Origin of the sequence: Treponema sp. OMZ 799, assembly GCF_024181365.1 — a bacterium.
Taxonomy (GTDB): domain Bacteria; phylum Spirochaetota; class Spirochaetia; order Treponematales; family Treponemataceae; genus Treponema_B.
Genome location: NZ_CP051301.1, coordinates 377,784 through 392,339, shown reverse-complemented (window position 1 = coordinate 392,339; position 14,556 = coordinate 377,784). Strand labels below are relative to the sequence as shown.

Here is a 14,556-nt window from a genome sequence, read left to right as displayed (position 1 = left end):
ACTCTAGTGAGGGTAAGACTATGAACAAGCCTAATTGTGAAATAAAAGAAAACTTAGGTAAAGGAAACCTATATGACCTTTTTAACGACAATGCTAAGATTGCAAGAGATGAAATAAATTCTTTGCAAACATACTTTAGGACGATTCACATAAGAATTCAGCTCATGATTATCATTATTGCATTCTGTTTTGAATTTTCTTATTATTTTATTAATAAAAGTCAGATGATTTCAACTTTTAGACTATATTTTTTAAAGGGCACCTCTAAAAACCTATTTTTTAGTGTACCTATTTATTATTTTAGTAGCTTTTTTATAAATTGTCTAGTGTAAAACTTGGATTCTTTATCTTAGTTCCCTTACTTTTCATTTTATTACCTATATGCTCCCTCATTTTATTTCTTTAGATAGCAATATCGGCATAAGTTGTATGTTAAGTTCATCATTATTATCGAAAATGTTGCACGAGCTAATCCTATCGTTCTTACATATATACCTTTCATTGAGTTTGTCATAAAGCCAAATACATGTTCTACTCTCGCCCGTATTTTTGATTTTTTTCTGTTACCGATTTTTTGTTTTTTACTAAGAGGTTTCCCTCTTGCTCCTCTTTCACAAATTTGTCCTTCTATTCCTTTCGCTTTTAAAATCCTGTCTATTTCTTCTCCTATATAGGCACTATCTGCGTATAATTTTGCATCTTCCTTTTCAACTAAATTTTTTAATTCTTTACTATCATGAACATTTGCTGCTGTTACCGTTGCTTTTAATATAAGTTTACTTTTCTTATCTACTTTTATATGATCTTTATAACCGTAATAATTTCGTTTATGCTTCTTTGTCCACCTCGCATCACAGTCTTTTTGCGATAATTTTGCCTTATTTTGTTTTTCTTGCCATTGTTCAGGAATTTTTCCGTTTTTAATTTGTTCATTTTCATCTTTGCTGTTATGCTGTATCGGAGCTTCTACTATTGTCGCATCTATTATCGTTCCCTCTTTTCCTATTAAGTTATTTCTAGCTAATTCTTTTCCAAACTTTTCAAATAACTTTTTTGATACTCTCGCTTCAATGAGTTTTTCTTTAAAAAGCCATATTGTTTTTGAATCGGGTACTTTATCTTTTAATTCCAATCCTAAAAATCTCATAAAGGATAGCCGATCGTTTATTTGATATTCCGTTTGATCATCACTTATGTTGTATAATTTTTGTAAGATTATTATTTTAAACATCAGTACATAATCGTATGCAGGTCTTCCGCCTAAACCTTTTGACTCTTTGGTTAATGCTTTTTTTAATAGTGGTTTGAATATTTCCCAATTTATTTTTTCGTTTAATTTTTCAAGACTATCTCCTAACTTGCTTAATACTCTTAAACGATCTTCTTCATCAAATAATCCTTTTTGTTTCATACCTCATTTTATCATCTTTTTAATCTTTTTTAAAGGGGGTTTTTAGAGGTGCCCTAAAGTATATAATGGTACCTTTTATAATTAATTTTCCTGTATATCTTATTACAAAAAAACTTAATCAAAAATCTTACGATTCAAAAAAGAAAAATTACCTTGTTATGGTGAGCTCCTTATTGCAATCTTTTATTTATATTGTGGTACATCAACTTTTTGTTACAATTTATGCAGGTTTATTATTAATGATTTTTTTGTCAACTATTTATCACGATAAAAAATTGACAAGAATTACATCATTAATATCTTTTATAGGAATAATTTTAGCCGTCTTTGTTATAAAGTACGACGGAGACCATACTATAACAAGCAAATATATTTCGAATTTTATAGTCATGGTCTTTATTTTAATAATAGCCCATATTACGGCAGAATTTGTTATTAACAGCAACAAGGCAGAACACTCTAAAATATTAAATGCAGTTGAGGAAAAGGAAAAATATTGGTACGGAATGATGATAGATGATCTTTCCGGTCTGTACTCTCGAACAGCATTAAGAACTTATATTAATAAATTGCAAGATTATAAGGGTGAACTATTCATTGTAATGATAGACCTTGACAATTTCAAAAAAATCAACGATACCTATGGGCATAAATACGGAGATGATGTGATAAGGATTTTTGGAAAAACTTTTAGTCCTTATTTAGGGGATGCATTTGCAGTCTTCCGCTACGGCGGTGATGAATTTTTGGCAATAATAAAATCCGATGAGAATTATGCCAATAAACTGATGACTGAAACTAGAGAAGCTTTTAGGCAAACTTGTTTATCCCAACTAAAAAATTCCGACTTAAGTTTTAGTGCCGGTATAAGCAGATTTTCAAACGGCATACCTATAGCCGATATTATTGAACAAGCCGACTCAGCTCTATACCAGGCAAAAAAAGCCGGAAAAAATACAGCCGTTGTCTACGGGGAGTGATATTGAATTTTACCATCAGGAGATAATTATGAAAAAAAACGCCATCATCTATGCTTCAATCCATACCTACGGCTTATTTAAATTTTTCGGCGGATTGGCAAAGGGTCATCCTGATACTCAGGACATCGAAAATGCTGTTGCATTCATAAAAAATATTGGAATAAATTAAACTAGGAGAATTGTATGAAACTATTTTTATGTTCTCACTTTGCTAAGGTTGGAATATTATTAAAAGATCAAGTTGAAGGTAAGACCTTAGTTTTTATACCGACAGCATCAATAAATGAAGGATATAAGGGATATGTAGGGTCCGCTTTAAAATTATGGAAAAAATTAAATACAAATATTATAGAAATTGAAATCTCAACTGCAAATATGAATGACATTCATAAGGCTTTTGAAAAAGCAGACATTATCTATTTTACAGGAGGAAATTCTTTTTTTCTGATAGATAGCATAAAAAAAAAGGGAGTGGATAAACTGATTAAAAAGCATTTAGAAAATAATAAATTATATGTAGGAGAATCCGGAGGTGCGATTATTTGTGCTCCGGAACTTACATATATAAAAAAAATGGATGAGGTACCGGATAATTTTTCTCAAAAAGATTATTCGGGTTTGAATCTAATAGATTTCTATGTACTGCCTCATTATCTATGTGCTCCTTTTAAAAAATGCTCTCAAGAGATTCTCGCATCAAATCCCGATTTGAATATTTGTGCTATCAATAACTCACAAGCCATACTAATTAACAATGGAGAGAAAATAGAGTTAAATGTATAATAGTTTTATACTATCATCCAATTGCTAAACCTAAGTCTTATTGATAAAGTGTTTTTACCTTTGATAAATACATGAATATTTACTATAATTTTACTATAAACTACAGGAAAATAGGCTATGTACAGAAAAATCAGCAAAGATTTGGAAAAATAGAAGAACAACAAGCATCGTAAGCCTCTAATATTACAAGGAGCAAGACAGGTAGGCAAAACCTATCCTATCTTAGAATTCGGCAGAGAAAATTATGTGCAGGTTCAGCTTTCTATAAACGGCCATCGGACTTATTATTGGGAATCTGAAAGAGAAGCGGAAATAGATTTTATAATAAAACGGAAAGATAAGATTATTCCTATCGAGGTAAAATCGGCAGACAATACCAGAGCCAAGAGTCTAAAGGTATATATGGACACATACAACCCCGAATATGCCATAAAACTTTCTTCAAAAAATTTCGGTTTTGAAAATAAAAAAAAGATTGTTCCTCTGTATGCCGCCTTTTGTATTTGATTTTTTCTATAAAAATGATATAATGCGGAAAATGTTTAGCTTAAAAAACTTTACTTTATTTTAAGGAGAAAAATATGTCAAAATTATTTACCGAATACAATATTAAAAATTTAAAACTTAAGAACAGGCTTGTCATGGCCCCGATGTGTATGTTCTGTGCCCCGGAAAACGGAATGGTTACCGAATTCCATATTATGCACTATGCAACAAGAGCCTTAGGCGGTATTGGTCTTATAACACTCGAAGCCACAGCAATCAGCCCTGAAGGCAGAATTTCCGCAAACGACCTTGGAATCTGGAGCGATGAGCATATTCCCGGATTAAAGAGAATTGTTGATGCAGTACACGGATACGGAGGTAAAATAGCAATTCAGATCGGTCATGCCGGAAGAAAGAGCAAGGTTCCGGGAGCGGAAATTGAAGCTCCTTCCGCAATAGCCTTTGATGCAGAATCGGCAACTCCCAAAGAGATGACAAAGGAAGATATAAAGGAAACTGTAGAAGAATTTAAACAAGCTGTAATCAGAGCAGATAAGGCCGGCTTCGATATGATTCAGCTCCATGGAGCACACGGATATTTATTAAACGAATTCTTTTCCCCTCTCACAAATAAAAGAACCGATGAATACGGCGGCAGCCATGAAAACAGGGTGAGAATTTTAGGCGAAACTCTTGATGCAATTAAACCTATTTGGAAGGATAAACCTATTGAGGTGAGAGTAACTGCGGATGACTATGCAGAGGGCGGCAATAAGGCGGAAGACCTTGCTATTATGATCAACCTTGTAAAGAATAAGGGAATTGATTCGGTAAACGTCAGCACAGGAGGCTTGGTAAATGTTGCACCCAAGGCCTTTCCCGGCTACCAAATTCCTCATGCAAAAACAATAAAGGAGATGACGGGACTCCCTGTTGCTGCAGGAGGCTTGATAATTACTGCAAAGGCGGCAAACGATATAATCGAGAATGAAAACATTGAGCTGGTATATTTAGGCAGAGAACTTTTAAGAAATCCATATTTTGCCTTAAATGCCGCAAAAGAACTTCAAGCCGAAATTCAAGCACCTAAACAATACATGAGAGCTTTTTAATGATCCGGTAAAAGCTTTTGAAGTTTAAGCATAAAATTTTAAGTATAAATGCTTGCAAATGTATCATAAATATACTATATTATTTGAAAATTTGATTAGGCTTAAAAATAAAAGTAATTACAATATAAAAAATTCCAAGAAGGAAGGTTTAGATGAAAAAGAATTCTGTTTTAAAGATTACAGCATTGCTGTTAGTTTTGGTTATGGCTAGTATGACATTATCAAGTTGCATGACTAACCGCCACACAGTAGGAAATGGACCGCAGACAGGAATCGTTGAAAAAAGCAGACAGTGGTATGTCTTATGGGGATTGGTAAACTTAGGAGATCAAGACACTAAATCAATGGTAGGTTATGCAGCTGATTATAAAATTGAAACATATTATAGTGGAGTCGATTGGCTAATCAACTTATTCTTGGGATGGCTGTCTATCCAAAGCCGAACTATAAAAGTTACTAAATAAAAATAGATCTGTATATTAATCAGTTCAGTAATTAATATACAGATTATTGTAAATATAAAAACCGTTATCTCCCTCATCTCTTTGAAAATTTACCTTAAATAGTATATAATGGAACTATGAATCAGGACAGGGTTAAAGAAATATTGCTTGAGACGGCAGATACCGAGCTTGAGTTTTCGGTGGTTTTTACAGGCAAGAGCAGTAAAAAGGTAAACGGGCTTTATAAGCCGGACACACACGAAATTATTCTTCACAATAAGAATTTTGCAAACGATAATGAACTTATTTACACGGCGGTGCATGAATATACTCATCACAAGCAGTGCGAAAAAGAGGGCGGCTTTTATTCAAAACGGGTGCATAGTCCTAAGTTTTGGACGCTCTTCCATAGCCTTCTTGCAGAGGCCGAAAAAAAAGGGCTTTATAAGATTACCCTTGAAGAATCGCCCGAGCTTTTGGAATTAACCGATGAGATTCGGCAGGTTATAATGGTAGAAGACGGAAAGCTTATGAAAGAGCTAGGCCGTTTACTCGGAAAAGCCCGTCCGCTTTGTAAAAAAGCGGGGGTAAGATACGAAGACTATGTTGACAGAGTACTCTGTCTTCCGCGAGCCTCTGCAACCGCTCTCGAAAAAATAAGTGCTTATAATGTAAGCCCTGCGATAGGTTATGAGGCTATGAAGCTTGTAGCCAATATAGGCAATGCAGAAAAAAGAGCCGAAGCGGAGGAAATGTTTTTAAATAAAATGAGTCCCGCATCGGTACGGGGGCAAATTTCTAAAAAGAAAGAAGAAGATCCGCGCCGAACCTTAGAAAAAGAAAAGCGCCGTTTAGAAAAAACCATTTTAAGTCTTCAAGCGAAACTTGAAACGGTTGAAAGCAGGCTTGCAAATATGCCGATAAGCCCCTTTATAATCGCAGTGATTTTTTCGGTATTTACATCACTTCCTATGATTGCGCAAAACTCAAATCCGATTCCCATTCCGTCCGTTCCGCCGATTCCGGGAATACCGGCCATACCTAAGCCGAACACTGTAGGCCCTGCAATTCCTCAAGCACCGGCAGCCCCTGAATTTTTCAAACTAGATAATCAGCCTAAAAATGAAAAAGTCTTGACAAGAAAAAGATTAACTCCTGCCGAAATGATAGAGAGGTTAAACTCAAGCCAAGACGGAGCCTTTGCAAAAAGGCTTATGAGCACCCTCATCGAAAATGACGATCAGGGCTTCGATGTTCTAAATAAAATTATAGAAGAACTTTCAAAAAATGATATACAAAAATTTCCGGTACAGACAGGAAGCGGTAAAAACAAAGAAGGTCTTTTAATAAGAACCTTTAATTTTAACGGAAAAAATATGTTGGAAGAATTCGGCTCTTTTGCAGTTTCTGACATAACCCCCGATAAAAGTTTTTTTCTTGCAGCAGAATCAAAGGCTGCAGCAGCAGGACAAAAAAACGGAGAGCGGCTGTACATCTTTGCAAAACGGAACATAACCGGAACCTACAAGCTCTTTGTAGAAATAGACCAAGACACAAAAAATCACAGCTCATTATTTTTTAAGCTTTTTAAAAATTCTCCATTTGAAGCAAAGTTGGATCAAAATATTTTACTTTCCCAAATAAAAAATGATAGATTCGATTTAGATGCCGTTTTTGACTTGGCTTCAAATTAAATAAGCTTATATTGAGATTGTAAAAACGATGAAAAGATTATAAAAATAAAGATGGTGCAGCTATAAAAAGGAAGACCCACTCAAAAGGAGGATAATGAGTGAGTCTAGTGAAAAACAGTGTGTATCGTTTGTGTGTGGCTTGAGTATACTTTAAATATATAAAAATGTCAAGACATTTTATAAAAATTATTGTTTTTATTTAAATTTAAGTTAAAAATAATCTGCCGGACAAAAATTAAACGTTAAACTTAAAGAACATAACATCTCCGTCGTTTACCACATAGGCCTTTCCTTCTTGACGGTAACGTCCTGCTTCTTTTATCTTTTGCTCACTGCCATATTTTACAAAGTCATCAAAGCTGTATACTTCCGCCTTTATAAAGCCCTTTTCAAAATCGGTATGAATAACTCCGGCAGCCTTTGGAGCCGTATCACCTGCATGAATTGTCCATGCACGGCACTCATCTTCTCCGGCCGTAAAAAAAGTTCTAAGCCCTATCAAGTGATAGGCAGCCCTTGCAAGCTGTGAAAGGCTCGATTCTTCTAAGCCTACCTCTTCTAAAAAGCTTAATCGTTCTTCTTCGCTTTCAAGGTCGGCAAGCTCGGCTTCAAACTTTCCGCAGATAATTACCGTATCGGCTCCCTCGGCTTCCGCAATCTTTTTAACCGCGGCCACATAGGGATTACTGTCTTGTGCCCCTGTTTCATCTACATTGCAAACATACATTTGAGGCTTCATCGTAATCAGATGAGTGTCATAGATTGCTTCCCTTTCATCATCGCTTAAATCGGCAAGACGGGCTCCCCTTCCTTCTTGTAAGAGGGGGCGGATTTTTTCGATGGCACGCATTACGACAGCAGCTTCTTTTTGAGCCTCCTTTCCCATGCGGCTCGCTTTTTCGGCACGCTCGGCTCTTTTATCCAAACTTGCAAGATCTGCAAGAGCAAGTTCGATATTTATGGTTTCGATATCCGAGGCAGGATCTATTTTTCCTGCAACATGAACAATGTCGTCATTATCAAAACAGCGTACAACGTGGGCGATAACTCCTACTTCTCTGATGTGAGATAAAAACTGATTGCCTAAACCTTCTCCTTTTGAGGCTCCCTTTACAAGACCTGCAATATCCACAAATTCTACGGTTGCAGGAATTATCTTTTTAGGGTTAAAATGTTCTGCCAATTTTTTTAAACGGGCATCGGGTAAACTTACAATTCCCACATTGGGATTTATTGTACAAAAGGGATAGTTAGCGGCCTCAGCCGGCGCACTTGTGAGGGCCGAAAATATAGTCGATTTTCCTACATTGGGTAAACCCACAATTCCGCAATTTATAGCCATATCTTTCCTCCAAATAAAAATTTCATCATCACAGGCTTAATTTTCCCAAATAAGGTATTCGGGACTGTAAACATAAATACCTTTTTTCGACTTCAAATTTAAAAAGTCCGTAAAAGCCTTGAGGTCTGCAAAGTTCATCCGAGAAAGTGTCGAGGCATTAAGGTCTTCCAAAATACTCTTCACTAAGGCCTCTGTTAAAGGCAGGGGCTTTTTTATTTCTTTTACGGAATATTGATCTTTTATATTTGCAAGCTCTGCAGCATATTTTGCAGCCTCGTTCAAGGAGCCGAGGGCATCGACTAACTTTAAATTTAGTGCCTGCTCACCGGAATAGACTCGGCCGCCTGCCAACTCTGCAACGGTTTTTTCGGGAAGGCTTCTTCCTTTTGCTACGGTTTCGATAAAGGTTTTATATATGTGCATAACTTCGAGCTGCCGCACCTCTTTTTCTTCCTGCGAGGGATCTTCTAAGACGGAATATGAAGGTTTTTGACCGGAGTAAACCAAATCGCTTGTAATTCCGAGGTATTTTTTTACTGCTTCCTTAAAAGATGGGGCTGTAGCCAATACACCGATTGATCCCGTAATTGTGTAGGGGCTCGCAAAAATATAATCGGCTGAAGAAGAAATCCAATAAGCCCCTGAGGCTGCAACAGAGCCCATCGAAACTACAACCGGTTTTCCTGAGGCCTTAGCCCTATCGACAGCACGCCTAATTTCTTCCGAAGCAAAAACTTCTCCGCCTCCCGAATTTACTCTTAAAACGATGGCCTTTACTGTAGGATCTTCTAAGGCCATATCAAAAAGCTCGACTATCTTATAGCTTACGGCGGCCTCATCTATAGGGCCCGTACCAATAGAAGTAATCGCTCCGTTTACATGAATAATTCCTATCGAATTTTGAGAAGGCATTTCTGCAAAATTTGCATTATAAGAAACATAGTCTATTGTATTTACACTGACCGAAAATGTCTTACTGTCGGCAAAACCTATGTTTGTGGCAAATTCATCAACTGAGGCTATGTCCGTAACAAAGCCCTCTTCTAAAGCAGCCTTTGCTCCGTTGCCCGCATATTTTTTTATAAGAGCATTGTTATTTTGTGCGAAGATCCTAATTTTTTCGGGGGATATATTTCGATTGGCGGCGATGTCCGAGGTGTATTTTTCCCACAAATTATCGAACATGGATTTTAAATTGGATCTTACATTTTCGGAAAGAGTATCTCTGGAATAGGTTTCGGCCATCCCCTTGTAGGCTCCGGCCTGTATCACATTCCACTTAATACCGAATTTTTCTTCCAAACCTTTAAAGAATACAGGGCGGGAGGCAAATCCTGCAAAGGAAACTTCTCCTAAGGGGTCAATTCCGATACGGTCTGCATAGGATGCTAAAAAGTAAGACGGAATCGAATAGCCTACAGAATAGGCATATATCTTTTTACCGGAATTTTTAAAGGAACTTAAAGCCGCCCCTAACTCGCTTAAATGTCCGGATGACAGGCCTGCCAATTCCGAAAAATCCAAATAAAGGCCGGTTATACGCCTATCGACAGCAGCATTTTTTACGGCTTTTACAATATCCGAAACGAGGACAACCGATTTTTTCCCAATTCCGGGAATACCGGCCGAAAAAATATCCGCTTCCTTTTCTGAAATAATACCGGAAGGATTTATCTTTAAAACAGCCTCATTAGGTACTCGGATTACGGCCTTTGTATTTGAGGGAATAGTTCCCATAACCCCTAAAAAGGTAAAAAAGAAAAAGAAAAAAACGATGTTTATTATTATCAAGCGTAAAATATTTATTCCTCTAAAAAGAGTTCTAAAAAAGCCCGGACGCTTTCTTTGTTCTTGATTTTCCTGCATATTTTGCTCCTAAAATAAAATTCAAGGCACTATGATAGCAAAAAAAAGCTTTTTTTTCAACTAAGAGCATTTTAGCGATTTTAGAATTTTTTTTATGACAAATGTCATAAAAAAAGTGATTATCTGCACTTCACTTTTTGTTAAAAAAAATATAATCTATAAAAAATTGGAGGTTTATATGAGAAAAAGACTCTTAGTTATTTTGCTTGTTATTTTAAGTTTTAACTTACATTCTCAAGAAATTTACGATAATTTTTATAAATTTAAGGCTGAACTGTACAATACGGCTTTAGAAAAAATGGAGGCTTCTATCGCTGAATATCGCGAAAAGACCCAAAAAATGCAAATTTCTGAAGAAGAAAAACTGACACTTCAAAATTTTTTGATTTTGGAAGAAGTGAACCTCTTAAATAAGGATAACAGTAATAAGAAAAAAATATTTTCAAAGTTAAAAACTCAAAATGATAAGAGTGCTGTTTTTATGCAGGGAAAAAAGAATTCGCAAGCCGGCAAATGGTTTTTACTCAGCTGGGGCGATATTAAATCTCAGTACATAAGCTTTTTAGCCGGACAGGATATGTATAAAGAAGCCTATGACACAAAATTGCTTTATCTTGATGCTCTAAAGCAAGATAAAAAATTTGCTCCGGCAAGTATATCGTATGGTCTGTGGATGTTCTTTGCTCCTCCAATAGCAGGCGGAGGATATGAAAATTCCTTAAAGGAATTTTCAAAGGCTGTATCAAATGCAAAAAACAATTATGAAAAATACTTGGCTCTGATTTTTAGATCACAGGTTTATTTTGCGCTTGAAAATGAAGCTTCATCCAAAAAAGATTTAAAGGCCGCTGCCGGATTAATAGCTGATGAGAATTTCAGCCTAGTGATTGAGGAGCTAAATAAGAATGATCAAATATTCTTTTCAAAATAGAACCTATAAATTGATAGCGTTTTTTTTTCTCTTTACTTGTTTTTCTTTTTTTTGTTTTGCACAAGACATTTCCGTAAATCCGTCAGATCCGGATAAGACAAAAATCTTTAGCTTAGATGAGTGCGATTCTCTTTTTAGCGAATATTATAGAAATAGCAGCATCAGCGATGAAGATTTGAAAACCTTAATAGACGGAATAGGAGCTCTTACGGATTCTTTGGATAAAATTCTTTTAGAGAATAAAAAGATGAGAGACATAAAAAAACAAAATGAACTTTTAGTCTTATATCTTGAGCATGCTGAGCTTATTTCGACAATTTATAATTACGGCGGAATGAATCATCAGGGTAGGGTAATAAAAAAAATAGATAAAAATTTAAAAAGATTTTTAAAATTATCTAATTTGGAAGGTGAGGTATATTTGAAATATGCGGATTACCTTTATACAAAACTTCCGCTTCCCGAAACAAAACGTTTTAACACAATCTTAACCCTTCCGGTTTTATACAGAAGGGCTCTTTTAAAAGATAAAAACAATAAGACAGCTTTTGTAAAATTATCTTGCTGGCAAATTGCCGCTGCCGATGAAACCACTTCAAATTTTAATTCGCAAATTAAGGCAACAGAAGAATACATTGAAGAATTAAATGATGTTGATAAATTTAACGCTTATATATGGTATTCTATATTTTATATGAAAATATATGATACAAAAAAAGGCTGGGAGCATTTTTATAAGGCAAAAAATATTTTTCCCAATCATCCTATCGTTTCATTACTTCATGAAAATTATAAAAAAGGAATTTTAGGCGGCTTATGATAAACGCAGAGCTTAAAGTTAAAAACTTATATAAAACTTACAGTATTGACACAAAAAAAATTGAAGTTACAAAAAATATTTCGTTTACTGCCGAGCGGGGAAGTATGATTTGGATTTACGGTAATTCCGGGGCAGGGAAGTCCACATTTTTAAATCTAATTACAGGAATAGATTATCCCGATTCGGGAGAAATAGAATGGGGCGATAAAAATATAAATAAAATGAATAACGGCGAAAGAGCTAAATTTCGGCTTGAAAACTGCGGTCTTATTTTTCAATTTTTTGAATTGATAAAATCTCAAACCGTTTTTGATAATGCTTCCATACCTTTAAAAATTCAAAAAAAACCCAAAAAAGAAATAAAAGAAAAGCTCATGCCTTTGTTTGAATATTTTGATTTAAAAGATTTGATTTATAAAAAGCCTAATGAACTTTCAGGCGGAGAAAAACAAAGGGTTTCGATAGTAAGAGCTCTTTCCTGCAATCCAAAATACATTCTTGCTGATGAAATAACTTCTTCACTTGATTCGGATCGGTCAAATCAAGTTTATGAATATTTGCGTAAATACTTAAAAGAAAAAAACGGAGTGGGAATTTTTGTTTCGCATGATCCTATTATAAAAAATTATGCGGATAAGATTTATAGAATGGTCAGCGGTTCATTGAATGAAACCGCAGGAGAATAAAAACTTTTGGAGAAAAAATGTTTTTAATAAAAAGTGCTTGGGATAATATTAAGTTTCACAAAAAGCGAAGCATTCTTTCCATATTATTAATTGCAATTGCCTCTGCTGCAATCTTATTATACAGAGGATTCGTAGAATATTCAGAACAAGGAATGGCAATAGGTTTTATACAAGAATCGGGGCATATTCAGGCTGCGGTTAAAGATTTTTGGGATAAAAAAAATACGGCAGATTTAATACTTACATCTAACGATTTGAATAAACTTAAAAATGTTTTTGAAAAAATACCCGAAATAGCAAATTTCGATTCTGTTCTAAATTTTCAAGGAATAATAGGCACGGAAAATTCTTCTTCAATATTTTGGGGCTCAGGATATGATGAACCTCACTCTTTAGGAGCAGCTGAAGGAGTCCCTGTTTTTGAAGGAGACAATACCCTTGTTCTCGGAAAAGGTTTATTTAAATCTCTCGGTTTGAATTTGGAAAATGATAATTATGTAAATATAATGTCGTCGATGGGAGAAGAAGGAATTGCAGCAGGTTCTTTCGAAGTTTCGGGAAATATAGATACAGGAGTTCCCCAAAACGATGCAGGCTTTTTAATTGCTTCCCGAAAAGATATTCTCGAATTTTTTGGTATGCCCGATACGGCTTCATATATAAGATTGTACTTAAAAAATGATAAGGATGTTGAAAAAGTTGAAAGTAAATTAAATTCTATTTTTAAAGAAAATAATTTAAACTTTGAAGTTAGAAACTGGAAAACGCTTAATCCTTCATGGCATCAGATAAGTAATCTATTTAATGTCCAGTTTACCGTAATAAGCGGAATCTTGTGTATTTTAATATTTGTAGCTTTAACACAAAGTCTTTCGGCAAGTTTTATGGAAAGGATAGGCGAATTCGGTACAATGGAAGCCATCGGCCTAAAAAAATCCTTGCTTATTTTGGTTTTAATTTTAGAAGTATGTATTTTATCGCTTGCAGGGATTATTGGAGGCGTTTTGCTATCGCAAGCAGGAAATATTATTACTCAAACCTTTGATATAAAAATGAATCCTCCGGGTTCAACTTCTTATTACTTATTAAATTTTTTTATTACAGCTAAGGCGGTAATAAAAACTCAAGTTTTTATATTTTTTACGGCTCTAATTTCGGTTATATATCCGATTTATACTATTAAAAAACATAGCAGTATAAAACTTATAAATTATAATATAAGTTAGTCAATAAGCTAATCAATGAGGTATAGGATGAATATTAGAAGATACTTTTTACGATTATTTTTTTTAATTTTTTCATTAATTTTATATTCAGAAGAAAAATTTGATGATGAAGATTATCAATATTTTTTAAAAATCAATTCGGGATATATCGAAGCATCCGAAACTTTTTTAACCGAGCAAGCAATAATAAAATATAATAAGGATTTAAAAGAAGAAAGCAGGCTGTACTCTTATTGCCTTTTTAATAAGAGCGGACAGTTTGTAAGAATAAAATCAAAAAATAAAATACAATATTTTTTCAGTTCCAACGAAGGATATTGGCTTTACAATAAAAATTTGAAAACACCATTAAAAATATCCGGTGCATATAAAATAGAAGAATTTGAAGTGCAGGATATTTTAAAAACCGATTTTAAGAGCAATTATAAAATTATTGAATACAAGAATAATGATTTTATTCTCGAAAAACAAAATTCAAAAGCTTCATATAAATATATTATATTTACAAAAAAAGCTAAAAATATTTTTGAACTCAAATTTACCGATGCAAAACAAACTCCGATAAAAAAATTAGTTTATCATATAGAAAATATAGACGGTTATCCTTGTTTTGCTAAAATAGATGTGTACGATATGCTGTTTGAAAAAAATGCTTACAGCTCATGGATTACTATGAGTATTAAAAAGGCCGATATACCCGCATCGCTTTTTTCATACTCTCAATTAAAGCATTTGACTCAAAAGATGGAGAATTTGATAAAAAAATAGGGAGAACT

General features: G+C 34.4%; 15 protein-coding genes. 12 read left to right on the top strand and 3 right to left on the bottom strand.

Features of this window, described 5'->3' with window-relative positions; translation table 11 throughout:
- Nucleotides 1-394: 394 nt before the first annotated feature.
- Nucleotides 395-1,411: an IS5 family transposase gene (locus E4O04_RS01770; protein ID WP_253709391.1), complete on the bottom strand. Its 1,017-nt coding sequence runs from the start codon at nt 1,409-1,411 to the stop codon at nt 395-397.
- A 239-nt stretch (nt 1,412-1,650) separates the two neighbouring features.
- Here E4O04_RS01770 and E4O04_RS01765 point away from each other — a divergent pair, with 239 nt between their 5' ends.
- From E4O04_RS01765 to E4O04_RS01735, 7 genes are all read left to right on the top strand, one after another.
- A complete protein-coding gene (locus E4O04_RS01765; RefSeq protein WP_253709389.1) occupies nt 1,651-2,391 on the top strand; it encodes a GGDEF domain-containing protein in 741 nt (246 codons plus the stop codon).
- Between the two features lie 28 nt (nt 2,392-2,419).
- Complete coding sequence (locus tag E4O04_RS01760) at nt 2,420-2,560, top strand: NADPH-dependent FMN reductase family protein (RefSeq protein WP_253709386.1); 141 nt, start codon at nt 2,420-2,422, stop codon at nt 2,558-2,560.
- A 14-nt stretch (nt 2,561-2,574) separates the two neighbouring features.
- The gene (locus tag E4O04_RS01755) at nt 2,575-3,174 is read left to right on the top strand and encodes a Type 1 glutamine amidotransferase-like domain-containing protein (RefSeq protein ID WP_253709383.1); all 600 of its coding nucleotides are present in this window, start codon (nt 2,575-2,577) and stop codon (nt 3,172-3,174) included.
- A 246-nt stretch (nt 3,175-3,420) separates the two neighbouring features.
- Nucleotides 3,421-3,681, top strand: a complete 261-nt coding sequence (locus tag E4O04_RS01750) for a DUF4143 domain-containing protein (RefSeq protein WP_253709380.1) — start codon at nt 3,421-3,423, stop codon at nt 3,679-3,681.
- A 74-nt stretch (nt 3,682-3,755) separates the two neighbouring features.
- Complete coding sequence (gene namA / locus E4O04_RS01745; RefSeq protein WP_253709377.1) at nt 3,756-4,772, top strand: NADPH dehydrogenase NamA; 1,017 nt, start codon at nt 3,756-3,758, stop codon at nt 4,770-4,772.
- 152 nt (nt 4,773-4,924) lie between these two features.
- A complete protein-coding gene (locus E4O04_RS01740) occupies nt 4,925-5,236 on the top strand; it encodes a Bor/Iss family lipoprotein (RefSeq protein WP_253686009.1) in 312 nt (103 codons plus the stop codon).
- 116 nt (nt 5,237-5,352) lie between these two features.
- A complete protein-coding gene (locus E4O04_RS01735; protein ID WP_253709375.1) occupies nt 5,353-6,909 on the top strand; it encodes a hypothetical protein in 1,557 nt (518 codons plus the stop codon).
- 235 nt (nt 6,910-7,144) lie between these two features.
- Here the strand turns inward: E4O04_RS01735 and ychF are convergent, their stop codons facing one another.
- Both ychF and sppA read right to left on the bottom strand, forming a co-directional pair.
- Nucleotides 7,145-8,251, bottom strand: a complete 1,107-nt coding sequence (ychF, locus tag E4O04_RS01730) for a redox-regulated ATPase YchF (RefSeq protein ID WP_253709372.1) — start codon at nt 8,249-8,251, stop codon at nt 7,145-7,147.
- A 36-nt stretch (nt 8,252-8,287) separates the two neighbouring features.
- Complete coding sequence (gene sppA, locus E4O04_RS01725) at nt 8,288-10,117, bottom strand: signal peptide peptidase SppA (protein ID WP_253709369.1); 1,830 nt, start codon at nt 10,115-10,117, stop codon at nt 8,288-8,290.
- Between the two features lie 178 nt (nt 10,118-10,295).
- Here sppA and E4O04_RS01720 point away from each other — a divergent pair, with 178 nt between their 5' ends.
- Genes E4O04_RS01720 through E4O04_RS01700 form a run of 5 tightly spaced genes read left to right on the top strand, consistent with a single transcriptional unit; the run spans nt 10,296 to nt 14,548 of the window.
- Nucleotides 10,296-11,048, top strand: a complete 753-nt coding sequence (locus E4O04_RS01720) for a hypothetical protein (protein WP_253709367.1) — start codon at nt 10,296-10,298, stop codon at nt 11,046-11,048.
- Nucleotides 11,023-11,868, top strand: coding sequence for a hypothetical protein (locus E4O04_RS01715; protein ID WP_253709364.1), 846 nt, complete (start codon nt 11,023-11,025; stop codon nt 11,866-11,868). Before E4O04_RS01720 ends, E4O04_RS01715 begins: the two co-directional genes overlap by 26 nt.
- Complete coding sequence (locus E4O04_RS01710) at nt 11,865-12,554, top strand: ABC transporter ATP-binding protein (RefSeq protein WP_253686021.1); 690 nt, start codon at nt 11,865-11,867, stop codon at nt 12,552-12,554. The genes E4O04_RS01715 and E4O04_RS01710 overlap by 4 nt, the downstream gene beginning before the upstream one ends.
- A 17-nt stretch (nt 12,555-12,571) precedes the next feature.
- Complete coding sequence (locus E4O04_RS01705) at nt 12,572-13,780, top strand: ABC transporter permease (protein ID WP_253709361.1); 1,209 nt, start codon at nt 12,572-12,574, stop codon at nt 13,778-13,780.
- A 27-nt stretch (nt 13,781-13,807) separates the two neighbouring features.
- On the top strand, nt 13,808-14,548 hold the full coding sequence (locus E4O04_RS01700) for a LolA-like protein (RefSeq protein ID WP_253709359.1): 741 nt from the start codon (nt 13,808-13,810) through the stop codon (nt 14,546-14,548).
- Nucleotides 14,549-14,556: the final 8 nt, after the last annotated feature.